The sequence below is a fragment of the Psychrobacter nivimaris genome, from assembly GCF_904846365.1.
In the GTDB taxonomy this organism is placed as follows: Bacteria; Pseudomonadota; Gammaproteobacteria; order Pseudomonadales; family Moraxellaceae; genus Psychrobacter; species Psychrobacter nivimaris_B.
This window is the reverse complement of sequence record NZ_CAJHAL010000026.1, coordinates 25,970-52,529: the sequence shown is the minus strand read 5'-3', so window position 1 is coordinate 52,529 and position 26,560 is coordinate 25,970. Positions and strand designations below refer to the sequence as shown.

Sequence of the window (26,560 nt, the reverse complement as noted above, 5' to 3'; positions counted from 1 at the left end):
CCAAAAAGTGGTCGATGCCAATCCGTAACTGGACGTCTGCTCTGAATCGTTTTATGATTATGTTTGATGACCGTATCAGCAAGCATTTAATCTAAACGGCAGTTACACAGAATTCGGGATGGTCTCGCATGGAAATACTCGAAATCAGACCAGTTTTCCAGATCATCAATAGTCAACTCAAAAACAGGACCTTTTTTGCTGCCGTCATATTCATTTGAGTACATTCTGCCGCGACATAGAGCAGGCGCAGTGCTAAATTTTATATTTTTCCAACTGTTTTCGTTTCTGCTGTTGATATAGTTTACCGTTACTAACCAATCCTTGTAACCGTCGCCCCTCGATAGAGAGCCTATATTAGTCAAAAGCACATCACTAGGTAGGCCCACTATTTCCATAATTTAAATTCCAATTTTCTGTTTCGATTAAACGGCTTATTGATCTTTGAAAACGGTTAGCTTCTAAAGTTAACCTTTGCTCACTTAATCCAGCCTCACGTAGTATTATCCAATCTGATAGTGATATACCTTGAGAAATTCTCGATATGTATACTCGAGTTAGTCGTCTAATTTGATAGTCGCTTACACTCTCACTATATCTAGATAGAAAGCTAGAAACTAAAGGCAGTTTTTTCAAATTCTTCTCGACTGTCGAAGAGGTCTTAGATTGCTTCAACCACCAGTTACTTGATCTTCTAGGGCTATCTAGATCCCATGTTAGGGTGTTTTTAATGCTTATTAGCTGCCTTACACATAATCTATCACGCTTGCTCCAGTCATGTTTAAGGCCGTTTTCAATATGCCTGCTATGATGAGATTTGTTGTAAGAAAGCAGCCATGTTTTATCATGACGGTAGAGCCAAGCATATAACCCACCATCTTCTTGCCGAGCTTGCTTGATGCTTTTCTGACACTCTACTACTAAGCTTTGCCATTGGTCGCGTTTAAGTTGGATGTTTAAAGTAGACTTTCCGCTAGATTTTAGTACTTCATCTTCTTTTTTTATATTCAGCGCACTTACATGCGAAATAATATTTTTAAAATCCCAGTTCTTGCTAATAAATGCTTCAATGACAATAAGATGCTGAAGGTAGCTGAAGCTTTTTCTGTGTTTACGGAATATTGAACGTAACCAGCTATTATCTGCATCTAAATCATGCAAGTTGAATCGACGTAGACTATTGATACTCCATCTATCTAGCAACTTAGTTGCGATACTATCAAAGTTGATATGCCCCGAGCCTCTATTGCAATTAGCCGACAAGGCTAAATTTTTGTAAAACAGCGACCATTGCTCATAGCTAGGAGATGGTGAAGGCGGTAAGGTTAACAACTCTAGGGCTTTATGGGTGACAAAAATATCTGTTTCGGATGCATGCGTTTGAACGATGGGAGTATTATCTTCAAAACTGGCTGAAACATATGTATGTCGTGTACTAGGACGAAAATCAAGCTCAGACTCTATTAGAGTGCCATGTTCAAGGCAGCAATTCACTCCCTGTATTTGCCACAATCTTGACCAGAAACACTCACCTAAAACTTCTAGCTGTTTTTTAAAACAAGAAGGGCAGTAACGTACTTTTTTAGGTGCAGGTACTCTGGAGGCGTTTAGCCCTACTGCTAGATGTACGGAACCGCGTGACTCTTCTTTCATCCATGCTAAGCACTGTCTACGTCTATCTTCAGGAATAAATGTTGCGTAGATAGGAAATAGGGTATGGCTATAGATCAAGGTTTCTACTTTGTATTGATGGCTACGATATAACTTTACGATAGCGGATACCTGATTGGGTAAATCAATTGTGGCAATGACTTTTCGATTATCAAAAATTTCATCAAGTAGCTGTTTTGGGCTCGTAATCCCAGCTCTGACACCAGCTCTAGCAATGACACTATAGATCAGCTCGTCTTCATAAAACATGGGAAAGTTAAGCATTTCAACTTACCTTAGGTAGCCAGTCATTGATATCAAAAATAAGATCAGTCGATTTCTTTAAGTGATCATAAAGTAGCCCGTCTGTGTCTTTTTGGGTAAACTGAAACCGTAAGTCTTCTGTTTCTAACGTATGCCAGTCTTTTTGCTTAATAAGAGTAGCTTTCGTTTTTGTTTTACTATGCTTTGTTCCTACAGTTGATATGGTCTTATTATGCTTTTCATCCTTCAACCACTCTAAGACTATATACATTAAATCTGATATCGAGGCGTTAGGTAACTCTTGAATAGCTTTTTTGACGGTAGGTACTAATAGGGAAGAGTTTTGTTCCATGTTGACTAGCGTGCGATGTAGCCTGATACTCATCTCATGGCCTTGATACTCGGAAATTTCATCAAACTCAACTTTCTTCTCGTTTAACAAGGATTGAAGTCGTAATAATTTTTTATCAATATCTGGAACTACTAGGTCAGAAAATTTTTCGATTTTATTTACTTGTCCAGAACGTAGGGCTTCTATCATCAAATGAACTGGTTTAAGATCCTCATCATAAGTCTTTTGCAATAATTTGACTGTAATACGTTCTAACCCTGAGTCAATAGCTCGTAATTGGGCTAGAACGAATATTTTAACAACAATATCTAAGATTCCTTGAGATAGGTCATACCAACATTCTCGTATTTCGTCTGTTAAAGTGATATCAGCTTTCCTAAGCCATTGAAGCTTCCACAAACTATCAGTGAATCGATTCCACTCTGATTTAATAAGCCTTCCATCACTTAACTCTATATTTCTATCTTGTTTCATTTGTTCCCAAAAAATTGACCCAAAACCTGCGCCACGTCGAGCAGATCGTAAATCCTCTTTAAAGATGAAACGTGCTTTGGGTGTCCCTACCATCACAACTGGCAGACCGACAGTATTTACTAGAGTAACAAAGAAATTAAGCATCTTCTCAGCGCCGCCCGACTTATTGACACTGAGATGTTGAATTTCGTCAATGACCAATAACCCAATAGCGTGATGATTAGAGATTTGTCGCATCAAATTCAACAAAGTTTCAATGCTATGACGTTTTAATGCATATTTATTTTCGTAGTTAGAGTCTAATGCTTGGTCAATAGCTCTAAAAAAATGTAGGCATAAACTTTTCAATGAGCCGTCATGTGGACAGTCTATTCTCAAATAAACAATTTGAGTAAAATTAAATTTTGAATGATAAATGACTTGAGGGTAAGTCGATAATATTTTATTAAGAGTAGTGGTCTTGCCACTACCTGAGCACCCAATGAATGCTAGACTACGCGCTGTAGAGGTTACCGAAGGAAATCTTATGGCATCGTCTGCTCCTGACATTAACCTTTCATAACCGTTTTGCAGGTGTGTACTCAATGAGCCATCATCAGGGTTACGTCCTACATAACCTTCACGGATCATAATTGATAGTTTCTTTTCAAGATCAATGTGCCTATTAATTGGATGAAAAAACTGATTCATCAGTTGAGATACAAGATGCCCACGTACTGACGATGACGCCTGCTTATCTGAATCATAACAGTCTACAAAGCCCTTTAACTTTTTAGAGACTTGTGCTGGTTCGAGCACTGCAGGTAGCGCTTCGATGAATGGGTTACCTTTATATGAGCCAAAACTTTCCCGATAGATAGCGTTAACCATAGTTGACCTCAGTTACTTGTGTTTAGTCATCATCAGATAAAGTCTGGTGATAGGTAGGATATTCTAACGCTAGCTCTTCATCACTTAATTCGTTTTGATTGCGTTTGTTTGTTATCGATTTAGATAGTTGAATCAGCTGGCCTTTCTTAGCCTCATTTCTTCTGCTTAGACGCTCTTCATCTTTAGCTTGTTTTTTATTATCATTGATATTGGCTAGCTGAGCCTGCTTAGTTTGTGAAGATTTGGATTTAGATTCTACAGCACTCTGTATAATGCTCTCGATTGTTCTCTCTAACTTCTCTAATCCTAAATCACTTTTAACTTCTTGTGCTGCAACTGTCTTTTTCTGTTCTTGTTGAATCTGCCAAACCTCCCAAAAACTGCAGCCTTTAAACTCTCTAGATCGATCAGACAAATGAGCCTCCCAATACTTTAGGCTATCTTTTTCATAAAAAATATAGATGGTATTTGCATCAAGGAGATCATAAGCGACTACTAGTGATTTAGGTCTGTGTATTGAATTTTTTCTGTGTAACCAGCCTAGATCTCTTATTTCTGAACAACTATAGTAATTACCAAAAAGCTTGATCCCTAAGTCTGATAATGTTGCATTCTTTCTAGGTAATAATGCAATATGTAAAGACTTCTCTGACACAGAACGTAACTTACCTGTTCGATGTTGTAGCCCCCAATTCCATAGTTCAAGAGGAACTGCGGGTAAGTCTAATGGCATATCGCTATCTCTATCATAATGTCTTAATTGATGAGTTTTGTTATACTTTAAAACCGCATGAAGAATAATTTTAGTGAAGTCTTTAATGGTTAAAGTAGCATCTAAACGGTAGTCTCCTCCTCCTTTCTTTCTTTCTTTTACACCCGTTACAACACCTGGAGCAAATGGTTTGAACTTTGCTTGCATAGTTTTAAAGTATCTTTCTACAACAGGTTTTAAATCTCCACGGTATGGGGGTGTAGTTTCTATTCGAACGGAAAAGCTCTTTTCCAAGGTTTCAATTTGATGACCAAGTAATTCGCCGCGATCTGCGAGAAGTGCATCAGGCAGCCCTATACACGGCCACTCATCTGCAGAGATATTAATTCCATATTTTTTACAATAGTTCTGCTTATCAGTAACTGCCATTTTCAAAGCTTGCATGCTAGTGGCATATGAAGGGTTTTCAAATCCAGTATAGAAACCCGCTATCATGCGACTGAATACATCGACAACGAAATATATTACAGGGCGGCCTACGATACTCTGCCTATCTGAATCAGATAATAGATAAATATCTGCAATTGTGGCATCTATTTCGTAGCGTGAACCAGGACCAAGTACTTGAGTATTAACAGTAGAATTTAGCGGTCTAACATCTTTGTTATAGATTTTTTTGTTTTGCCTAGATTTAAGTTTCTGAACTGAGGTAAATTCTTTATTATAGAAATATTTAAATTGCCAAATACTAGGAAAGTTTTCTTCATGAATATCAGGATTTAGAGATCGATACACAGTTTTAAATTGTCGATAAGCATAGAGGATTGTATGCTGTTCATCACTTAGTAAGTATTTACTGATGATTCTCGAAAATAACCTTTCCGTTTCAATATTGATTATGGCTCCAGAGCCGTCTTTATGAACTCTTGGTCTACCTAGCTTTTTATTTTTGGCAGTACGTTTTTTGCCTTTCGCACCTGAATTTTTATAGCTTGGTAATAATGTGTTAGGAGTTTGTCCTCTTTGCCAATAGCGCCGTAGTAAACGATATAAAGTTTGTTTAGTACTTTTGTTTGATTGAATAATTTCGTTTATGGGCTTTGCTCGCTCTGCCGGAAGGTAGTATAAACTATGACTTACTATAGGCTTTATCAGCTCGTAATTGCTATCACGTTTTAACTGAGCAGTACTACCATCTTCAGGGTTTTGTAAGATTAAGTCTTGATAGGGATCATCAACTAAATAGCAAATATTTTCTTCAATAAGGTTAGCTAGCTCTTTATAAGAGATCAACGCAGGTAACGCAGATCCTTTATCGATATCAATCCACACAATATTCTTAGATAAAAGACTTAAAATTCTATATCTTTCTCCTTGGTTATTGTATACATCATTGATTCGAAACATAAAGCATCTCCTCAGTTATCAAGCTATAGTCGTTACTATTGGATATATGGATATCGCTACACTTCAATCGCCTTAAATCTATAAAAATATCAAAAGTAAAAAACCTAAGTGCTAATAGTTTCCGGATCTCGTTTAAAGAAGCGCCTAATTCACTAAAATAAACTCTATCAACCTCTTTACATAAATCTATGAGACTTTTTGAAGGAGATTGGCTGAACTGATCAATATAGAAGTCTAACTTTTCTTCAATATTGAAAGTGACTCGGCTGTTCGATTCTGGGTATAGCCACTTAATATTATTTTGGATAACTATAGGAATATCTTTCTCAGTAATTATCTGCCAAGGAATACCTTTAGAGTGCCAGTATCGACGCTCTATCTCTAGTTTCTCTATAATTCTGGGCTTCATTAGATCTTTTGAATATTTTGCCTGCAAAACAAATTGGCTAAGCTCTTTATCAGAGCTCACGACATAAAAGTCTGACGTCATAACATGAGTATTGCCACTAATAGCAGGATGCTTTACTTGCATATTCTCTGCAATTTGAAGGGTTTCATCAAATTTAAGAGGAAATTGCTCTCGAATATCTATGATTTCTTGACTCCATTCAAGAAATAGAAATGTTGCTAGCTCTAAATCTGAGAGTAGATGATGAGTCCGTCTGGTTTTATGACCAAAGACTCTATGAGATCGACCTGAGGAAGATATGTCAGAGATTTTTATCCATGGCTTGTAATCGGCAAGCTCACCTTGACCTCGGCCTTCTCTAAGCCATTTCTCTTGTTTTTTTGAGAGCATAAAAAACCCCTGCTAAAGTTACATCAACTTTAGCAGGGGGTAATAATGGAGTCAACAGTATGAATCTTTATTACTCAGTATGAATCTTTATTACTTAGTATGATACTTTATTACTCGCAGACATCAGATTAGTGTAGAGTAGTTTTTCTTATTCTACCGTGACTGATTTTGCCAAATTGCGCGGTTGATCGACGTCTGTGCCACGCATTACTGCTACATGGTATGATAACAGCTGCACAGGCACGCTGTAGACGATAGGGGCAAGCGTCTCGCAAACATCGGGTACATACACTAAGTGCAATCTATCTTCCGCGACCATTTGACTGGCTTCACTAGCGAATACAAATAGCTCACCATGACGCGCATGCACTTCTTGCATGTTGGCTTTTAATTTATCAAACATACTATCTTTAGGTGCCAATACGACGATGGGCATGTCTTTATCGACCAATGCCAATGGACCGTGTTTGAGTTCACCTGCCGCATAACCTTCTGCATGAATGTAAGAGATTTCTTTTAGCTTTAACGCGCCTTCCAGAGCAATCGGGAACTGTAGCCCGCGACCTAAAAATAGACAGCTTTTCTTATCTTCAAAGCTTTCACTCATGGTTTTGATAGGAGCATCAAGGTTTAAGCTGGCGTAGAGTTGTCCTGGCAATTGATGTAACTCACTTAATAACGTATTTAAGTGTTCGTCAGTCATGCGCTGCTGCGTGACACCAACTTTTAATATCAACAATATCAAGGCCACAAGCTGAGTGGTAAATGCTTTGGTAGAGGCAACGCCAATCTCAGGTCCTGCTAACGTTGGCAAGAAGATATCTGTTTCGCGTACCAACGATGACGTCGGTACATTACATAGTGCCAAGCTGACTAAGCCTGCTGGTGTTTGCTTCTGGATATCACGTAATGCTGATAAGGTGTCAGCCGTTTCACCAGATTGAGAAATACAGATGACCAAAGTATTATCGACGACGACAGGATTGCGATAGCGGAATTCGCTGGCAACTTCGACGGAACAAGGTATACGGATAAGGTTCTCAAACCAGTATTTTGCGACCATACCGGCATGATAACTGGTACCACAAGCAATCACTTGTACATGACGAATACCTGACAACAGTGTCTCATGACGCTGTAAAAAATCGTCGCGTAGTTTAGTCGTTTCACCATTGTCCAAAGCCATCTCGATCGTACGAGCGACGGCATCTGGCTGCTCGTAAATCTCTTTGAGCATATAATGTTTGAACTCGCCTTTATCGGCATTGTGCTGGGTTGCATCAATCTCATGTATTTGACGTTGGACTTCAACACCATCTGCATAAACTTGAATACTATTGCGAGTTAATTTGGCGATATCGCCTTCTTCTAGATACATAAAGCGGTTAGTCACCGGCAGCAACGCTAACTGATCTGACGCGATAAAATTCTCACCGATACCAACACCAATCACTAAAGGTGAGCCTAGACGGACAGTAATGAGCTCATCAGGGCAGTCTACGTGGACGATACCCAATGCAAAAGCACCGTGCAGTAGCGGAATAATGGTGCGGACCGCTTCTAATAAGTCAGGTGTCTTTTTGTAGATATCATGGATTAGATGCGCCACAACTTCAGTATCTGTCTGTGAAGTAAACACATAGCCTTTGGCTATTAACTCTTCTTTCAGCTCAGCGTAGTTTTCGACGATACCATTGTGCACGACCGCAATCTTGCCTGACACGTGTGGATGCGCGTTACGTTGTGCTGGCTCACCATGGGTTGCCCAGCGCGTATGAGCAATACCGATATGACCATTAAAAAACTCTGGATTGATAGCGACGGCATCGACCAGCGCCTTTACTTTGCCCACTTGACGCTCGCGGTGTAGCTCACCATCACGAATCACCGTCAAACCAGCTGAGTCATAGCCTCTATATTCTAAACGTTTCAAGCCTTCAAGTAAGATATTAGCAATATTTCGCTCAGCGACTGCGCCTACAATTCCACACATGGCTATTCCTTAGATTCAATTTTTAGTAGTTCAATATATAATGGTGCAAGATCAAAAAATTTGGTTGGTCATTAATGATGAGTCATCAAAAGACAAATATAGTGAAGCAGTACCACAAAAATCGCCGCACTGCTTAGGTTTACTCAAAGATGACTGAAGTTGACTAAACCACCAATGAGCAATTATTTTTTAGGGGGTCTTTGAAAATCATTTTTTTGTACTTGACGCGCACGACCAAATGCCAACGCACTACTATCAACGTCTTTGGTAATCACAGAACCAGCAGCAACGGTAGCAGTATCGCCAATCGTCACTGGAGCGACTAGACTGGCGTTAGAGCCGATAAACGCATTGTCTTCAATGATGGTTTGCGATTTATTAGCACCGTCATAGTTACAGGTAATGACACCAGCACCGATATTAACGCCTGTGCCAACGGTTGCATCACCGACGTAGCTTAAGTGATTTACTTTACTGCCTTGACCAATAGTCGATTTTTTAATTTCGACAAAGTTACCAATTTTGCTGTTATCAGATAGTACGGTATCAGGACGCAAGTGCGCAAAAGGCCCAATATCAACACCAGCACCAATATCAGCGCGATCGATCACGCAATACGGTTTAATATAGCAGGCATTACCAATCTTGGCATTTTTAATAACACAGCCTGCTTCGATATAGACGTTGTCACCTAAGGTGCAGTCACCTTCAAATACCACATTAACGTCAATAAACACATCTTGACCAGCGGTTAACGTACCACGGATATCGACACGAGTAGGGTCGGCAAACTGTACGCCAGCTTCTTGTAAGTCAGCAACTAGCTTACGTTGCCAAGTGCGTTCTAGACTAGCAAGCTGTTGACGATTATTAACTCCTTCAATCTCAAACGTATGCTCAGGCTCAATCGCCGCGATAGTAATACCATCGGCGACTGCCATTTTGACGATATCCGTTAGATAATATTCTTGCTGTGTATTATCGTTAGAAAGCTCAGGCAAATATTTGTGCAGTAATGCATTATCGACGCAGTAGATACCGCTGTTAATTTCTTTAATACTTTGCTCTTCAGCATCGGCATCTTTTTGTTCAACGATGGCTTCAATATTACCTGCTTGGTCGCGTTTAATACGACCCAATCCAAATGGATTATCGACAGTCAACGTCAGCATCGACATACCATTAGTATTGGCAGTTTTTAATGCCGTTAGCGTCTCACAGCTGACCAATGGCACATCACCGTAAAGAATGAGACTTTGTCCTGACTTGGGTAAATCAGACAGTGTCACCTTGACCGCATGGCCAGTTCCCAATTGCTCAGTTTGAGCAACCCAAGTAATCGATGCTTGTGTATATTGATTGGTAATTTCTGACTTTACTTGATCACCACCAAATCCATGAACAATGATGGTTTCATCAACAGTAAGCTGATGACAAGTATCTAGCACATGGCCTAATAAAGACTTCCCAGCTAATGTCTGCAATACCTTTGGCTTTGCCGATTGCATACGTGTGCCTTTACCGGCAGCTAAAATAATTACAGAAAGAGGAGACGTCATAATAGGCTCGCAAATGTAACAAAATATAATATTGGATTATAGCGCAAATGTTCAGTTAGAAAAACACTGTGATGTGCAGGCTTTGTAATGCAACCTGCTGACAATAAATCAATCATCTATGCAGAAGAGTAGCGTTCAAATTGATAACGTTGCTAGGATAAGCGTTTGTAGAATAGCCAATTCAGTATCGTAGTAGTTAGGGTAGCTTATAACAGCACACCAAACATAACCGCTACCCATACTACTGCTGCCATGATACCGGCGATGATGTCATCAAGCATAATACCTAACCCACCAGCAACTCTTTTGTCAGCCCAGCCAATCGGTGGCGGCTTAACAATATCAAAAAAGCGAAATAAGATAAAAGCGACAACAATGGCGAAAATAGAAAGCTCTTGAGACACATTTTGCCAAAAGTTATCGTCAGCAATCCCCATATAAGACAAGGGTAGTAGGGTAATCCAAATACCAGCCCACTCATCCCAAACGATATGCGGATCGTCGTGACCTTGCATTAGCTCAGCAGTGCGTCCGCAAATCCAAACGCCCAAAATACAAGATAGAATTGTCAAAATGAGAAAAGGTACAAAGCCCAAACTCAACAATGGTATGGCAATGATTAACCCACCAACAGTACCCCAAGTGCCAGGTGCACGGCGCGGCAGACCACTACCTAAACCTAGCCCAAGCCAATAAACCACACGGTCAAGCATACTGGCACCGACCGGTAAGGGTGGGCAGTCATTTGCTTTACGGATGTCAGGCTTAGATAAGTCGTGATCAGTCATGGATTAGCCTGTAAAGTGTTGGTAACCAGTAAGATTGGGCCACGTTAAAAACGGTACGGGCTGAGTTGGCGTCACTGGCTGATTTTGATAAAACAGTTCAAGACGTGAGTTATCAGAAGACTTGGTATCTGTCGTTATAGGATCTGATAGTGCAGTTACCTCACCGATACAAGTAACAGACGTGTTGCCTATAGGCGGTTTGATATGTGCAGGCAAAGTAAATGCCAATTCATAGTCATCGCCGCCCGCTAGCTGACCTAACAAACGATCAGACAAATCGACAGTAGATAATGACTCGCTACTCGGTAGCTTGTCTAAGTGGATGCGCATACCTACAGAGCTTTGCTGACAGATATGACCAAGATCTTGATAAAGACCGTCGGAGATGTCTATCATCGCTGTTGCACCCATCTTTGCCAATGCTGCACCTAGTGCAATACGCGGCGTTGGCATATGTAGACGATGCGCCAACTCAATACCTTGTGCGCTGTCAGGATGCTGTAAGGCGAAAGCGGCATCACCAAGGGTGCCTGAAACATAAACCTTATCACCCACTTGCGCACCTGAGCGGTAAATGGCAGGTGTATCTGCGGACAGCAATCCCTGAGCACTGATACTGAGTACTAAACGCTCACTGCGCGTGGTATCACCACCTATCAGCGTTACGCCAAACAGCTGGCACGCATGAAACAGCCCTTTGGCAAACTCAGTAAGCCATTCGCGTTTTGCCAAACGTTCAGGTAATGCCAGTGCTAGCATAATGCTATGCGGCGTCGCACCCATAGCTGCAATGTCTGAGACATTAACAGCCACGGCTTTATAGCCAATGGCAAATGCTAATTCGTCGACTCTTTGCCAATCAGCATGAAAGTGACGACCTTGAACCAGTGTATCAATACAGCTAACCAAGCGTGATCCTGCTGGCAATGCCATCACCGCCGCATCGTCTCCGATACCTTTTTCGATACCAGTTAATGGCGCATGCGTGGCCTGCATCTGTGAGAATATACGCTCAATCAGCTCAAACTCATTCATGGCTAGTCTTAGTCTTTGGTATCGTTAGCGCTTTTCTTGCTCGCCTTAAAGTCATTGATATTTGCACTGGCTTTACTGGCACTACTGCGTTTAACGTTGGCTTTGTTAGCACTGATACGCGGCTTATTTGATGCAGTCGGCTCATCGACGATAGCGCTTTCTGTTTCAGCAGCAGTTTCGATGCTATCGGCTGAACTTACTTCAGGCTGTTTAGCCGCCGCTTTTTGTGACGTACGTAGATTGGCATTGGTATCTGCTTGTACCTCTAAAGCACGCAGCTCACCGGCCATTTTATCCAGTACCGCATTAATCAGTTTGTGAGCATCAGTCGCCCCAAAATGATTGTTTAGCTTCATTGCTTCATCAAGCACGACCTTGTAAGGAATCTCTACACGGTTTTGCAGCTCATACGCGCCAATCAACAAGATAGCGTGCTCAACAGTATCTAGCTTATCAACCTCGCGATCGAGATGCTGACTGATAAGCGCATCGAGTGCTTCAATTTGCTCTGGGATGTCGCGCATCATTTCATGATAATAACCGATATGGACGGTATGCATGGCATTGGTTGCACGTGTGCGAGCAGCAATATCGTGCGGAGCATTGGCTTTCCAGCCAAGCTTACCATCTACATCAAAGCGGCGATCAGTGACGAGCCATTCGTATAGGCCTTGCATCGCAAAGCGACGTGCCTTACGGATAGCAGTGTGACTGGTCTTGTAAGAAGACTCACTCATATCGAATGTTTGATCACCCGCACTACTGCTCGCTATACGGGTAGCTTCAGCTTGTCCATCATTGGCTTGTGCGGTTTTCGCAGCGCTAATAGCGCGCTTGAGTTGGTCAGTCATAGGGGGTCTGTACCTAAATTTTTGAGATGATACCCAGTCAAAATATAAATTAACAAAGTAGCTTTTTAGCTATGCTTATTCAAAATTTCAAAGGATATAGAAATACGGCGAAAATTCAAAAAGTAGCCAATTGTTTTGATAGCTGGCTAGTGCTATGAGGTGCTGTTATTACTAGATAGCAGCACCAGTTAAACTAATAAATTTGAGCTTTAAAGCTTATGCTTCATCGATGCTGTCATCAATATCTAGCTGTGACAAAACAGCGATCATTTCTAGTACAACCATCGCAGCTTCAGAGCCTTTGTTGCCCGCTTTAGTACCAGAGCGCTCAATGGCTTGCTCGATGCTGTCAGTGGTGATGATACCGTTAGCAACAGGGATATTATAATCCATTGCCACAGCGCTCAAACCTTTGGCCGACTCGCTAGCTACAATATCAAAGTGTGGAGTGCTGCCACGGATGATTGCACCCAATGCCACAATCGCGTCAAAACGATCTGATTCAGCAGCACGTTGGGCCACAAGTGGTAGCTCAAATGCGCCAGGCACACGAATAACAGTAATGTTGCTACCCAGTACGCCATGACGGAGTAGGGCATCGATTGCACCATCAACCAATGACTCAACGACGAAACCGTTAAAACGACCAACAACGATACCAATGCGAGCATCAGCGTTTTGATGTAGGTTACCATCGATATGAGTCACGTCGTTGCGCTGCTGTTGTAAATTCGACATAAAAAATCCTTTGCTTAATAAGCGTTCAATTGAAATATAGGCGTCAATAAGTAGCTAAATAGTCTGATGCGTTCAATCGACTCGGTCGCCTATTGTTTTGGCGTTGCCCCAGTTAATTGAACGAAAATAAATGGTTAGCGCTATGATAGCATTTTTTTGGGTTTTATTTGTATATTACGAGCGTGCTAAAGACGCATCTGTATTCCTTGCGCTGCCATATACTTTTTGGCCTCCAGTACCGTGTACTCACCGAAGTGAAAAATACTGGCGGCAAGTACGGCATCTACGCCGCCTTCTAGTACGCCTTCTGCTAAATGTTGCAGGTTACCGACGCCGCCTGAAGCGATAACTGGTACATTAACGCGGCTCGTAATTTGCTGCATGAGCGCCAAGTCGTAGCCTTTTTTGGTACCGTCACCGTCCATCGAGGTGACCAGTAATTCACCAGCGCCCAGCTCTGCCATTTTGCTCGCCCAAGCAACGGCATCGATACCTGTTGGCTTACGGCCACCATGGGTGAAAATCTCCCAACGTGGCACGACAATACCATCGACGTTGATATCAGCAACGCGTTTGGCATCGATAGCAACGACGATACATTGGTTACCAAATTTCTGCGCGGCTTCACCAACGAACTCCGGCGTAAATACGGCTGCTGAGTTAATCGCCACTTTATCCGCGCCAGCATTGAGCAAATTGCGGATATCAGCGATTTTTCGAACGCCGCCGCCAACGGTCAGCGGAACGAATACCGTTTCTGCCATGCGTTCAACAGTATGATAAGTGGTATCGCGCTCATCATTGGTCGCAGTAATATCCAAAAAAGTAATCTCATCAGCGCCCTGTTCGTTGTAGCGTTTGGCTACTTCAACAGGATCGCCTGCGTCTTTGATGTCGACAAATTGCACGCCTTTGACCACGCGGCCATTGTCAACGTCCAAGCAAGGAATGATACGCTTTGCTAACATAGGGTCTTTCACCTTATAATCAATTCATAGGCGCTAGTCTAGCAAAATCACTGCTATTTCAGGCAGGTTTTCGCAAGATTATTACGCTTTTCACCATAGTTTTATCATGCGCGGTACAATTGCTGTCATTACCGCCTAAATCTATTCTATTTAACTTGTTATTCAATTGCCAAAAGTGAGATGTCATGTCCGTCTATACCCAGTTAACCGATGATCAGTTTGCCGCCTTTTGCCAAAGCTTTGGCGTGTCGTTTGCCCGCGCGATACCGATCACTCAAGGCATTAAAAACTCAAACTGGTTTATTCAAACGACTGACGATGTAGATGGTACATACTCTTACGTATTCACTTTATTTGAAGAGCGTCCGCCTGCTGATATCGAAAAAATGGCCGTTATTCTTAATCAATTAAATGGCAAGCTACCAGTCGCCGCGCCGCTAGCCGTTATTGAATCAAATGGTTCGCAAACGGATGGCGACGATAAGCGCTATGTCATCCACTATGAAGACAAAGCGATTACGCTAGTGCCATGCTTAGCGGGCTCACATCCGGATCAAACCACGCAAGCGATGTGTCATGATATTGGTGCGGCATTAGCCATGCTGCATGAAACGCTACAAGCACTACAACCAAGCGAGCAGTATGGCGTGCCTTTGTACCCATGGGCAGATGTGCGCGACCGTGAAATGCAGTTTATGCCAGGTGACGAAGCCAAGCTGATGAGCGATATCTGGCGCTCTTATTCAGAATTACCACTGGCAACCTTGCCAAAAGGCCTATGTCATCTAGATATGTTTGCCGACAATACCTTATGGAATCTACAAAAAGGCGAAGCGCGTTTGACGGGCCTGTTGGACTTTACCGAAGTCAGCGTTGAGCATTACGTGATGGATATTGCGATTACTATCAATGATTTTTGTACCACGTGGGGCGTTGCAGAGCAAGGCGAATCCGTTAACTTTGACCGTAGTAAAATGGCAGCGTTCTTACAAGGTTATGAATCGATACGCCCGTTAAATAACGATGAAAACCGTGCACTACCTGTTATGCTGGCAAAGGCGGCAGTGATTTTCTGGTTATTACGCCTAAACGTGATTCACTACAACCGTACTGAAGGTCGTACGGGTGATAACATCATGGTCAAAAACCCTGACTTGATGAAACGTTTGGCTGCTTACCATTGGGCGCATGTTGAAAAGTCGCAAAATACCGTATTTGTACTATTAAGCAAACCAGACAATCAAATAGTCGGCGTGTTTAGCAGTATCACCCAAGCCGAACAAGCGCAGGAAACATTAAATAGTAGTGAGTTTGCAATCAAAGAATATATGCTAGATCAATTATCGTAAGCATTGCTTATTCATTTATTCTAGTACCAATGCTAGTAATAATTTTAGCACCGAAACCTTAGAGGCGACCCCATGACCGATCAAGTTGATAACTGGCACAAACTGGCGCGCTACGATACCAATATGCAGGGTGAGCTGCACGCAAACCTACTACGTAATAACGGCATTACCGTGTCCTTGCAACCGCTAAGCGCTATCCCAGGTATGAACTCGGGTATCGTTCTTTGGGTAGAAAGTACCGATCTGGCAGAAGCTCAGCGCATTTTGGATACCATCCCAACTGATGGTGCCGCCTTACTGGATGAGATGAGTGATGCTGACTTTGATGCGCTATCTGCCGCTCAAAGCAATGCTAATCAAAGCAAATCGATAATAGACGACAATAACGGCGGTAATGATTAAATGTGTCAACTCTTAGGAATGAACTGTAATACCCCAACGGATATTGGCTTTAGCTTTGCAGGCTTTCGCAAGCGCGGCGGGATGACGGACAGTCATGAAGATGGCTTTGGTATTGCATTTTTTGAGCGCAGCGAATGCAGCAATAACGACAAAACCAACGATGAGACGGCAAATGACTCAACGGGTCTGCGTTTGTTTCATGACAATCGTCCAAGCCATCTGTCGCCAGTCGCCGATTTGGTCAATAACTACCCAATCAAAGCCATGAATGTCATTGCGCATATTCGTAAAGCGACGCAAGGGCAGAACTGCTTGGCCAACACTCATCCATTCGTCCGTGAAGTATGGGGCGAACAGTGGGTATTTGCGCACAATGGGCAGATGAATAGCGAATTTATCAAACGCTGTCAACGCCTGCAAGACAACGGCAATGCCTCACACTGTCAACCAGTTGGTTCAACTGATTCTGAGATGGCATTTTGCTATCTGGTCAATCGTCTAAAGAGTAGCTTTAAATCGCGTCCTGATGACAAAACACTGTTTAATTTTTTGACCACGCAATGTCGTTATCTCTCTGCCAATGGGTTATTTAATTGCTTGATATCGAATGGTAGGTGGCAACTGGCTTATGCGGGTAGCTTGCTGTTTTATCTCACACGTAAAGCGCCATTTGGTGAAGCCAAACTGGCTGATGATGATATGGCGATTAACTTTGGTGATGTGACTACAGACACAGATAAAGTCACGATTTTGGTCACTGTGCCACTTACTGAAAATGAGAAATGGCAGCAATTGGCTGTCAATGAATGCTTAATCTTTCAAGACGGTGATGTCATTTATAAAGACAGCCCAAGTCAGCGCAAGTTTTTAACAGTGGACGAAGGCATTGCGATTGCACGAGCCGTTGGAGCGAGTGTTTAGGGAACGATAAATAACTAAAATTTTTTAAATATAACTTCCACAACACCGTTTAAACTTTTCACCCGACCCACAAATGCACGGTTGCTTTTGGCTGACAATCATCGCAACCGTCGGGTCTAAGAAATACCAGCGCGCATCGTTATTAGCTCTGTTTATAACCTTTACGAAAGTAGATAGTTCGTGATGCGCCTGTATTTTTTCGTCTAAACCACCTGATGTTTCCTCAGGACTTTTAAAATAAGCCTTAAACTCAACCTGTGCATGACGTTTACCAAGCTTTGGCGTGTGCTCTACTATCTCTAATCCTGCCCAATCCGTCTCTTTGGCCCAACTTTCAATCGCGTCAAAGTCAAGCAAGCCTTGCTGCGCAGGCACTGTGGTCTTGACGATATAGTCTGGTTTCACCAATGCAAAGGCACTATAGCGCGTGCGCATAAGCCGTTCGGCTGTCTCCGCTTTTATACCATCTGCTTTATTAACCTCATCATTATAAAAAGCATTATGATATGGTTGACAGCAGTCTTGGTAGGATAAAGTAGAGCTTGTCGTATCTGGTGTTGGATTGATTTGGCAAGGGCAAGTACTTGGGTAAGATTGCATGTTTTACTCTAATTTTTGTTTGGGCTTATTCGTTTAGGCTCAGTGGTCTTATGATAACTTTATTGCAGCATGCTTTTTATTAATTCTGGCAATATGCCGACTTTGAGCTGCGCCCATGCTGAAGGATCACTTAGTCGTGACCAAAACATCTCAAAAGGTGGGGCGGCATACACCAGTAGCCCCAGAATAGTATATAAAAGCAGATACCACCATTTGTCTTTTGGCTGATAAAATTTCATTGCCGTGCCCGATGAACGTTTCATTTTCATATTGGACAGATTGACGCTATACAGCTCGTCCAATGATAAGTGCACCATCGCGCCCCCAAATAAAAACAGACCATAAAACCAGCTAGTCGTCAGTGGTAGGTGCAAGCCATAATAACTTAGGCACGTCAGACCCAATCCCAGTATCGCCATATACGGCACAGAGTGGATGACGCCGCGATGCACCGTCATAGTAGTAAAAATATGAAAAACCACGTAGCGCATGAAACCGTAGCCTGCTAGCCACAATACTATCAATGCCAGTAAGCTCAAGTCACTACGCCAATGCATGACCAGACCAAAAGCAAATATGAATGAGGTGATATTAAAACCGAGCTTAATCGGTGTTGAATTATCAGAATCCAAGTCTGGCAGCAATCCACCGATAGTACCAAGCGCTACGCACACCAAAAACCCTGAATCATCAATCAATCCAGCTTTATAAACCGTCAAACTCAGTGTGCCGCTGACCATAAAGGCGACATTTAAGTGGGTATTAAAATTTGCCATAAAACTCATTCATCCATAGCGCTCAAAAAGTCCTTTCGAGCGGCGTATCTAGCAGTAAAAAAGCGCACCATGATACCATAGACCGTCCATACGTCTAATAGAGATAGCCCGTAAGAGAGAGCTTCTATGCCTGCCAATGATTTACCCGCCACACTTAACTCTGATACTCATACTAAGCAGCTACCTGTAGTAGAAGGTCAGCTTGATAACAGCTTTGCTGATATTGATTGGCAAGCACCATGGTTGTCGCATATTACTCAATTGAGTTATATCAGCAACACGATTGAGCGGCTTAGTCGCTCGAAATCACAGAGAAATAGCTTGGATGGTTCGAATGATTCAGAAGGTTTGGATAATGCAAAAAGTCTAAATGGACACGATATAAATGCTTCTGGCATCAATACGCCTGACACGATTGCCAAGGTCTTAAAAACGGCAATAACGCAGCAGGCCACTTATTTAGAGCAGCCGTTACCGCATACCAAACCTGCTCATGACCACAAATCTCAAACGCTACAATTCGTTTCTCAAAATGTATTGCCTGAAGGGGAGGCTTATGAACATTTCATCGGCACAACTGGCAACATCCCGACGCGTGATAACTTGCATGATTTGTTTAATGGCAGTATTTGGCTGACCTTTCCGAAGACCAAAGCTGTGCTTAATTACTACCATATGCTAGAAATCGCAAAGCAGGGTATTAGTGAGCGTCGAGGGCGTGTTCGCGACACTATCACTGTCTTTGATGAGAATGGTGCAGTGCTAGTGACTTCTGATGCTAGTATCGGTGAGGCGTTGGTTGACTTTGACTGGCAGGCAAGTTTGGTGAAACCACGTCCTAAATGGGACAACCCAACCCAGCCTGATAACAGCACTCAGGCAGCAGTCTATATCTTTGGCCATGCATTGCTTGAGCAGTTGGTACACCCACGCAAACCTCTATGCGCTCACAGCATTGTCATTCACGTTGCACAAGAATTCTTTACCTTATCCTTAGCTGAACGTATGCGCTATTTGGATGACAAAGTTGCCGAATACATGGATACATTACTATCAAATGATGACGTCAAGCCGCGCCAGCTTGCGCCGTTACCAATTTTAGGGGTGCCACACTTTTGGGCAGAGAATGCCGATACTGACTTTTATGAAGACAGCTACGTGTTCCGCAGTGGGCGACGTAAAAAAGATAAAAAATAAATAGAAAGGGATTGCTTAAAAATAGCTCGCTAAACCATTGTTACGTTTACGATTGTGCCACGATTCGACAACGTCCAGACGTTAACAAAGCCTTGTATGTTTGTTATTGTAAAAGGGAGTTTCTGTTAATCACTACAGATATGATTATCTCTTTTGTTAACACGGACTTATATTAGACAGTTTTGCGAAACTGCTCTGCTGATCCAAGACAGATCAATCATTTATTGAGCCACCAGTCATACATAAACTTATAATAATTTATGTCCAGGATTTATAACAACGATAAGGAAGCTATCATGAGTGATATTTTTGATGTAAAAGACACCCTTTCGGTTGCTGGCAAGGAGCATGCCTACTACAGCCTGCCAAAGCTGACCGAAACTTATGAGCATATCAAGACACTACCATTTTGTATGAAAGTGGTATTAGAAAACCTATTACGTAACGAAGACGGCGGTCAGTCGGTTGGCAAAAACCATATTGAAGCGGTTGCTAATTGGGATGCAGGGGCTGAGGCGTCAAAAGAAATCGCCTTTATGCCAGCTCGTGTGGTATTGCAAGATTTCACTGGTGTACCATCAGTAGTCGATTTGGCCGCGATGCGTGATGCAGTGGTCGAGCTTGGCGGAAAGGCTGAGCAGATCAATCCGTTTATCCCTAGTGAGCTGGTCGTCGATCACTCTGTACAGGTCGATGCTTATGGTCGCGAAGATGCGCTAGATTTGAACGAAAAGATTGAATTTAAGCGTAACAATGAGCGCTATGAGTTTTTGCATTGGGGCAAACAAGCCTTTGAAAATTTCGTCGTGGTACCGCCAGCGACAGGTATCGTGCATCAGGTTAACCTTGAGTATTTAGCCCGTGTGGTAATGGCAGCAGACGTCGATGGCGAGCTGATAGCTTATCCAGATACAGTATTTGGTACAGATAGCCATACCACGATGATTAATGGTATTGGCGTACTTGGTTGGGGTGTGGGCGGTATCGAAGCTGAAGCTGCGATGCTAGGTCAACCGTCTTCGATGCTGATTCCACAAGTGGTCGGTTTTGAGCTAAAAGGTAAGCTAACCGAAGGCGTCACGGCGACCGATTTGGTATTACGTGTGGTTGAGATGTTGCGTGCACATGGTGTGGTAGGTAAGTTCGTCGAGTTTTATGGCGAAGGCTTACACAGTATGCCGCTAGCGGACCGCGCTACCATTGCCAACATGTCACCAGAATACGGTGCGACTTGTGGTATTTTCCCAATTGACCAAATGGCGATTGATTACCTGCGTCTATCAGGCCGTGAAGAAGAACAGATTGAGTTGGTTGAAAAATATGCTAAGGCGCAAGGCTTATGGCACGATGCCGATACACCAGCGGCGACTTATTCGAGCAAGCTAGAATTAGATCTATCGTCAGTACAGCCAGCACTTGCTGGTCCAAACTTGCCACAGCAGCGTATCAATTTGTCTGATATGCATGAGAAGTTTGGCGAAACGCTAGAAAAAATGACCAAAGATCGTAAGTCAGAAGTAGAAGGCAAAGTACGCTTTGATCAAGAAGGTGGCGAGCAAGAGCAAGCTGAACACTTAGCGGCTGAGCCAAATATCGAAGTTGATACCAGTGATGACAATGCAGGTTATGCGCCAGCCAACAATGTCTTCTCAAATGTCAGCATCGATGACAAACAACACAAGTTACGAGACGGGTCGGTAGTTATTGCCGCCATTACTTCTTGTACCAATACTTCCAATCCAGCGGTAATGATTGGTGCAGGTCTAGTGGCCAAAAAAGCTGCTGCTAAAGGGCTTAAAGCCAAACCTTGGGTCAAGACATCACTCGCACCGGGTTCTAAAGTGGTCACCGATTATTTAGAAAAAACCCATCTAATGGATGAGCTAGAAAAAACGGGCTTCTACTTAGTAGGGTATGGTTGTACGACTTGTATCGGTAACTCAGGGCCATTATCAGAAGAGATCGAAAAAGGCATTGAAGAAAACGACTTAGTCGCGGCAGCGGTACTGTCTGGTAACCGTAACTTTGAAGGTCGTATTCACTCGCATGTCAAAGCCAGTTATTTAGCATCACCACCGTTGGTCGTTGCTTATGCGCTAGCAGGTACAGTCGATATCGATCTGACTACTCATCCACTAGGCCAAGACCAAGATGGCAACGATGTATTCCTAAAAGACATCTGGCCAACTTCAGAAGAAATTAACGAGTTAATTGCCAACAATATCGATGCTGATATGTTCCGCAAGAACTATGGCGAAGTATTTGACGGTAGTGCAGCGTGGAACGCAATTAGTTCAGCGGATAGCCAACTATATCCATGGGATGAAGGGTCGACCTATATTAAAAACCCACCGTTCTTTGATGGTATGACCATGGAGCCAGAAGGTATTCCTGATATCGAAGGCGCGCGTATCCTAGGTCTGTTTGGTGACTCGATCACCACCGATCATATTTCACCAGCAGGTAATATCGATCCAGACTCACCAGCAGGTAAGTACTTGCAAGAGCGCGGTGTAATGGAAGCAGACTTCAATAGCTATGGCTCACGCCGTGGTAACGATGCAGTCATGACTCGTGGTACCTTTGCCAATATCCGTATCAAAAACACCATGATGGGCGGTAAAGAAGGCGGCTATACCTACTACTTCAAGGACGACAGCGCTACGCTACAAGATGGCGAAGAAATGCCTATCTATAATGCAGCGATGAAGTATAAAGAAGATAAGCGTCCGCTAGTGGTACTGGGCGGGGCAGAGTATGGTTCTGGTTCGAGCCGTGATTGGGCAGCCAAAGGTACTATCTTGCTAGGCGTAAAAGCGGTATTGACCAGCTCGTTTGAGCGTATTCACCGCTCGAATCTTGTCGGTATGGGCGTGTTGCCATTAACGTTTAAAGACGGTCAAAATGCAGAAACATACAAACTAGATGGTTCTGAAGTGCTGAGCATCACAGGTCTAGATAATGGTGAGAGTAAAACAGCCACGGTTACGGCTACGCGTGCTGACGGATCGGCAGAAACCTTTGAGGTAAATGTCGGTCTACAAACGCCAAAAGAGCGCGAATATGTGCGTCATGGTGGCGTATTGCACTATGTACTACGTCAACTGGCAGCTGAGAGCAAAGAAGCTGGCTAATGATGTATTAGACTTGGTATGACAAAAAGCCCAATCTCCGTCAAAGTAGGGGATTGGGCTTTTCTATGGAAGACGTTTTTTCTTCTTGTTACTTTACTTTTTAAGCCTTTTCAGTCAATAACTTAATTCCTAGCCCCATAAATACGACACCACTTATTTTATTCATCATGGATTCAATTTTTGGATTCTCTCTTAGTTTTTTGCTGAACTTTGACGCCAACATCGCCAAACATAAGCACCATATAAAGCCTGTGGTGGCAAAAGTCAGTCCCAACATCAAAAATGACAGCATGCCATAAGCATAACTAGCGTCGATAAACTGAGGGAAGAACGCCAAGAAGAATAAAGCGACTTTTGGGTTAAAAGTATTGGTCAACACACCTTGCTTATATATTTGCCAACCATCTACAGCCTTTTGGCTAGTCACGTCCTGATCTTTGGATAAATGGTTCGTGATTGAGTTAGAGCTTTTGCTCGTCAGCATTTTAAAGCCTAAATAACACAAATAGCTGGCCCCAATATATTTGACAATCATAAAAGCAGTAGGGGAATTGGCAAGCAATACGGACAATCCTAGCGCCGCCAATAGGGTGTGTACCAAAATACCCGAAGTAATGCCAAGAACAGAATAAAACCCTGCTGTTTGCCCCTGTGAAATACTACGGGTGATAATGTACATGCTATCCGTACCTGGCGTTAGGTTTAACAAAATCGCCGCCAAGATAAACCCTAGATAATTCTCAATACCAAACATCGCAATCACTTCCCTTTAATCACGCTAAGCCCCATCATTTATAGTATGTGGCTGCACTTTATAAATACGCTTATCAGGTCGATGTTAACGAGTATTAGATAAGTTGGCAATAGCGCTATCAGCAGTAAGCTAGCAACTATTAATAATAAGCTAACGACAACAGAATAGAGGACGTTGAGAAACGACAGACATAAAAAAGCCCAGTCACCATATGATGACTGGGCTTTTTTATTGTTCGCTTATTAGTCTAACCTGATGCTAAGCAAAAGTGCTAATAAGTGACGCCGAATAGTGGCGTCCCCAGGGGGATTCGAACCCCCGTTACCGCCGTGAAAGGGCGGTGTCCTAGGCCTCTAGACGATGGGGACGCATAGAGTGTTATAACCAGTGGTTACAACGGTACTTCACAATATCAGATAGCTTAGTAAATAAGCATTGCCTAGGTGCTGATATCGTCCTACTAGCGAGTATTTATTATTACGTTTCAGTAATACTGAGCGTTGCTATAAATAAGTATGGTGGAGCTAAACGGAGTCGAACCGTTGACCCCTTGCATGCCATGCAAGTGCTCTACCAACTGAGCTATAGCCCCTCGCTAAGAGTGTGCGTATTTTATGTAAGAGTGGCAGTCTTGTCAACAACTATTTTAAAAATAATGCATAAATATGCAAAAAAAAGTGATTTAGCCTATTTTAAAGGCTCAGCAAGCCCAAATTAGCGTGGATTTTGCTTAAGTGCGATCTCTTTGATGGCTTTATCGGTATAAAACTCTTCTTCGCTGCCATCAGAAAAAATAATCGCACAGCATTCAGTTGGCATATATTGGCCGCCTTTTTCTCGGATCGTTCTTATGCCTTTGACGCCAATGATGTCATATTCGCCCAATTTATCTAGATTATGCTTAGTGTAACCGCAGTAAGTGCTGTATATCCATTTTAAATCTTCGAAGTCTTGGCCCTTGGTCAGGGTCAAAGTTGCGTCAAACAGCTCTTTTACGATGGCATCATAATATTTCTGTGCTTCTTTTAGCGTGTTAAAGACATAATCTTTGCTTTCTATCGTGACGGTTTTGGCGGCCATGTTTATTTCCAATTAAAATATTGAGTAAGAGATTTTTATATTCTGAGAGTAGTAGTACTTATTAACAACAAAAAAAGGGTCAGAGATGGCCTGACCCTTTTACATTCGACAAGTTTAGCTAGTTAACTGTCTAGTAGATAAGTTATTCAGCTTCTGAACTACTCAGCAGCAGCCAAAAAATCTGGCAATTCTGCCGCTTGTTTCTCTAACTTCTTCAGTTTCTTTTTACCGAGGCCACCCAGTACGTCAACCGCATGACGCAATCGAGTCAAGGTCATATCAGCACCGATAATCGCCATAGAGTTCATGACTGGCGTCGATGAGGTGCTACCAGCGATAGCGATAAAGAATGGCGCCATAAAGTCACGCATCTTAATATCAAGGTGAGCTGCAAGACCTTTTAGCGTGGCATAAATGTTTTCTTCTGACCACGTTGGCAAGACTTCTAATTGCCAAAGCGCTAATTGCAGCATCTCGATAATTTGCTCAGGGGCGAGTGATTTATGAGTGAAGCTCTCAGCATTGATGTCAGGTAGGTTTTGGAAGTAGAAACCACCCCAATTAACGGCATCAGACAATAGCTCGATACGTGGCTGAATCGCCGCTGCGATAGCAGTCAGTTTGTCACTGTTGCTGGCCCACTCAAGGATTTTATTCTTTAGCTCTTCAGGGCTAAGCGCACGTAGCCATTCGCTATTTACCCAGTTGAGTTTTTCGATATCAAAAATAGGACCGCCAAGCGAGACACGCTGAATATCAAATCTGGCAATCATCTCATCTAAGGTGAATTTTTCAGCTTCATCAGGCATTGAGTAGCCCATGCGACCCAGATAATTGAGTAATGCTTCAGGTAACACGCCTGCATCACGATAGTAGGTGATAGACGTTGGGTTTTTACGCTTAGACAGTTTTGATTTGTCAGGGTTACGCAGCAGCGGCATATGGCAAAGGGTCGGCATTTCCCAACCAAAATAATCATAAAGCAATTGATGCTTAGGCGCAGAGTTCAGCCACTCTTCACCGCGCATCACATGAGTGATTTCCATCAAATGGTCATCGACGACGTTGGCGAGATGATACGTTGGCATGCCGTCTGTTTTTAGCAGTACTTGCATATCGACTTGAGTCCAAGGGAACTCAACGGTGCCACGTAGCATGTCTTGTACCTGACAAGTGCCTTCGGTCGGTACACGCATACGAATCACGTGCGGTTTGCCCTCGCTTATCAATTGCTCGGTTTTTTCTGGTGCAAGATGGGCACAGCGACCATCATAACGAGGGGTCTCGCCATTGGCCATTTGTTCAGCGCGCATAGCATCCAACTCTTCACTCGTACAAAAACAGCGGAACGCATGGTCTTTTTCTATGAGTATCTCGGCGTGTCTTCTGTAGATATCGCTACGCTCGCTCTGACGATAAGGGGCGTGTGGGCCACCAATATCTGGGCCCTCGCTCCAATCCAGACCAACCCAGCGTAAGGCGTCCAAAATCATTTGTTCTGATTGCTCAGTCGAGCGAGTCTGATCAGTGTCTTCGATACGTAAGATGAATTCGCCGCCATGCGCTTTGGCAAAAGCCAAGTTAAATAGGGCAATATAGGCAGTACCTACGTGTGGGAAGCCAGTTGGTGATGGGGCGATACGCGTGCGCACAGGACGCTTGCTGTCAGTAGAGGTTTGCATGATAAAAGTCTCAAAGTTTGCTATCGATATAAGCTATTAGTATAAATAGCGATGAAAGATATGAAGTCGATGTTAAGAAATAGCGTAAAATATAGCGCTAGTATAACAGAGACATGTGATATTTTTAATGAAAAGCCCTTCTAGTGCTTGACTACAGGTGTATCCTTGCGATAATAATGCTAAGCAAGTCATAACTTGTTTATTTTCA

At 42.8% G+C, this 26,560-nt stretch carries 21 protein-coding genes and 2 tRNA genes; 5 read left to right on the top strand and 18 right to left on the bottom strand.

All coding sequences use genetic code 11. The features are described 5' to 3' along the window. Positions 1 to 372: 372 nt before the first annotated feature. The 11 genes from JMX63_RS11190 to hisF form a co-directional block, all read right to left on the bottom strand. The gene (locus tag JMX63_RS11190; RefSeq protein WP_201572393.1) at positions 373 to 1,932 is read right to left on the bottom strand and encodes a TnsD family Tn7-like transposition protein; all 1,560 of its coding nucleotides are present in this window, start codon (positions 1,930 to 1,932) and stop codon (positions 373 to 375) included. A 1-nt stretch (position 1,933) separates the two neighbouring features. Then, positions 1,934 to 3,607, bottom strand: a complete 1,674-nt coding sequence (locus JMX63_RS11185; protein ID WP_201572391.1) for an AAA family ATPase — start codon at positions 3,605 to 3,607, stop codon at positions 1,934 to 1,936. 22 nt (positions 3,608 to 3,629) lie between these two features. Then, entirely contained in the window at positions 3,630 to 5,726 is a 2,097-nt protein-coding gene (locus JMX63_RS11180) for a Mu transposase C-terminal domain-containing protein (protein ID WP_201572389.1), read from the bottom strand. After that, entirely contained in the window at positions 5,710 to 6,525 is an 816-nt protein-coding gene (locus JMX63_RS11175) for a TnsA endonuclease N-terminal domain-containing protein (RefSeq protein ID WP_201572387.1), read from the bottom strand. Before JMX63_RS11175 ends, JMX63_RS11180 begins: the two co-directional genes overlap by 17 nt. A gap of 148 nt (positions 6,526 to 6,673) precedes the next feature. Further along, positions 6,674 to 8,518, bottom strand: a complete 1,845-nt coding sequence (gene glmS, locus JMX63_RS11170) for a glutamine--fructose-6-phosphate transaminase (isomerizing) (RefSeq protein WP_201572385.1) — start codon at positions 8,516 to 8,518, stop codon at positions 6,674 to 6,676. Positions 8,519 to 8,700: 182 nt separating this feature from the next. Beyond that, positions 8,701 to 10,077, bottom strand: a complete 1,377-nt coding sequence (gene glmU / locus JMX63_RS11165) for a bifunctional UDP-N-acetylglucosamine diphosphorylase/glucosamine-1-phosphate N-acetyltransferase GlmU (RefSeq protein WP_201572383.1) — start codon at positions 10,075 to 10,077, stop codon at positions 8,701 to 8,703. 206 nt (positions 10,078 to 10,283) lie between these two features. Continuing rightward, positions 10,284 to 10,865 carry a phosphatidylglycerophosphatase A family protein gene (locus tag JMX63_RS11160; protein WP_201572381.1) on the bottom strand — a complete coding sequence of 194 codons (582 nt, stop codon included), beginning with the start codon at positions 10,863 to 10,865 and terminating at the stop codon, positions 10,284 to 10,286. A gap of 3 nt (positions 10,866 to 10,868) precedes the next feature. Continuing rightward, positions 10,869 to 11,900 (bottom strand): thiamine-phosphate kinase, encoded by a 1,032-nt coding sequence (gene thiL, locus JMX63_RS11155; RefSeq protein ID WP_201572379.1) that lies wholly within the window; start codon positions 11,898 to 11,900, stop codon positions 10,869 to 10,871. Positions 11,901 to 11,908: 8 nt separating this feature from the next. After that, positions 11,909 to 12,751 (bottom strand): transcription antitermination factor NusB, encoded by an 843-nt coding sequence (nusB, locus tag JMX63_RS11150; protein WP_227673322.1) that lies wholly within the window; start codon positions 12,749 to 12,751, stop codon positions 11,909 to 11,911. A gap of 216 nt (positions 12,752 to 12,967) precedes the next feature. Next, entirely contained in the window at positions 12,968 to 13,489 is a 522-nt protein-coding gene (gene ribH, locus JMX63_RS11145; protein WP_075106501.1) for a 6,7-dimethyl-8-ribityllumazine synthase, read from the bottom strand. 185 nt (positions 13,490 to 13,674) lie between these two features. Continuing rightward, positions 13,675 to 14,457 (bottom strand): imidazole glycerol phosphate synthase subunit HisF, encoded by a 783-nt coding sequence (gene hisF / locus JMX63_RS11140; RefSeq protein ID WP_102092121.1) that lies wholly within the window; start codon positions 14,455 to 14,457, stop codon positions 13,675 to 13,677. Between the two features lie 185 nt (positions 14,458 to 14,642). Between hisF and JMX63_RS11135 the strand changes: the two genes are divergently transcribed. From JMX63_RS11135 to JMX63_RS11125, 3 genes are all read left to right on the top strand, one after another. Further along, positions 14,643 to 15,806: a homoserine kinase gene (locus JMX63_RS11135; protein ID WP_201572377.1), complete on the top strand. Its 1,164-nt coding sequence runs from the start codon at positions 14,643 to 14,645 to the stop codon at positions 15,804 to 15,806. 72 nt (positions 15,807 to 15,878) lie between these two features. After that, positions 15,879 to 16,208, top strand: coding sequence for a hypothetical protein (locus JMX63_RS11130; RefSeq protein ID WP_227673321.1), 330 nt, complete (start codon positions 15,879 to 15,881; stop codon positions 16,206 to 16,208). Further along, entirely contained in the window at positions 16,209 to 17,129 is a 921-nt protein-coding gene (locus JMX63_RS11125; RefSeq protein ID WP_057762068.1) for a class II glutamine amidotransferase, read from the top strand. Between the two features lie 24 nt (positions 17,130 to 17,153). On the opposite strand, the gene JMX63_RS11120 is transcribed toward JMX63_RS11125, so the two are convergent. Next, positions 17,154 to 17,729, bottom strand: coding sequence for a YchJ family protein (locus tag JMX63_RS11120; protein WP_201572375.1), 576 nt, complete (start codon positions 17,727 to 17,729; stop codon positions 17,154 to 17,156). 59 nt (positions 17,730 to 17,788) lie between these two features. Then, a complete protein-coding gene (locus tag JMX63_RS11115; protein ID WP_179799584.1) occupies positions 17,789 to 18,505 on the bottom strand; it encodes a metal-dependent hydrolase in 717 nt (238 codons plus the stop codon). Positions 18,506 to 18,631: 126 nt separating this feature from the next. On the opposite strand from JMX63_RS11115, the gene JMX63_RS11110 reads away from it, so the two are divergent. After that, entirely contained in the window at positions 18,632 to 19,702 is a 1,071-nt protein-coding gene (locus JMX63_RS11110; RefSeq protein ID WP_201572373.1) for a DUF3025 domain-containing protein, read from the top strand. A 296-nt stretch (positions 19,703 to 19,998) separates the two neighbouring features. After that, positions 19,999 to 22,836 carry an aconitate hydratase gene (gene acnA, locus JMX63_RS11105; RefSeq protein WP_201572372.1) on the top strand — a complete coding sequence of 946 codons (2,838 nt, stop codon included), beginning with the start codon at positions 19,999 to 20,001 and terminating at the stop codon, positions 22,834 to 22,836. 100 nt (positions 22,837 to 22,936) lie between these two features. Here the strand turns inward: acnA and JMX63_RS11100 are convergent, their stop codons facing one another. The 5 genes from JMX63_RS11100 to gltX all read right to left on the bottom strand — a co-directional run bounded on the left by JMX63_RS11100 (position 22,937) and on the right by gltX (position 26,355). Beyond that, complete coding sequence (locus JMX63_RS11100) at positions 22,937 to 23,590, bottom strand: LysE family translocator (protein ID WP_201572371.1); 654 nt, start codon at positions 23,588 to 23,590, stop codon at positions 22,937 to 22,939. Positions 23,591 to 23,882: 292 nt separating this feature from the next. Continuing rightward, a tRNA-Glu gene (locus JMX63_RS11095) sits at positions 23,883 to 23,958 on the bottom strand. 148 nt (positions 23,959 to 24,106) lie between these two features. After that, a tRNA-Ala gene (locus JMX63_RS11090) sits at positions 24,107 to 24,182 on the bottom strand. Positions 24,183 to 24,304: 122 nt separating this feature from the next. Next, the gene (locus JMX63_RS11085) at positions 24,305 to 24,670 is read right to left on the bottom strand and encodes a hypothetical protein (protein WP_101205977.1); all 366 of its coding nucleotides are present in this window, start codon (positions 24,668 to 24,670) and stop codon (positions 24,305 to 24,307) included. A 158-nt stretch (positions 24,671 to 24,828) separates the two neighbouring features. Then, positions 24,829 to 26,355: a glutamate--tRNA ligase gene (gene gltX / locus JMX63_RS11080; RefSeq protein WP_201572399.1), complete on the bottom strand. Its 1,527-nt coding sequence runs from the start codon at positions 26,353 to 26,355 to the stop codon at positions 24,829 to 24,831. Between the last annotated feature and the right edge of the window lie 205 nt (positions 26,356 to 26,560).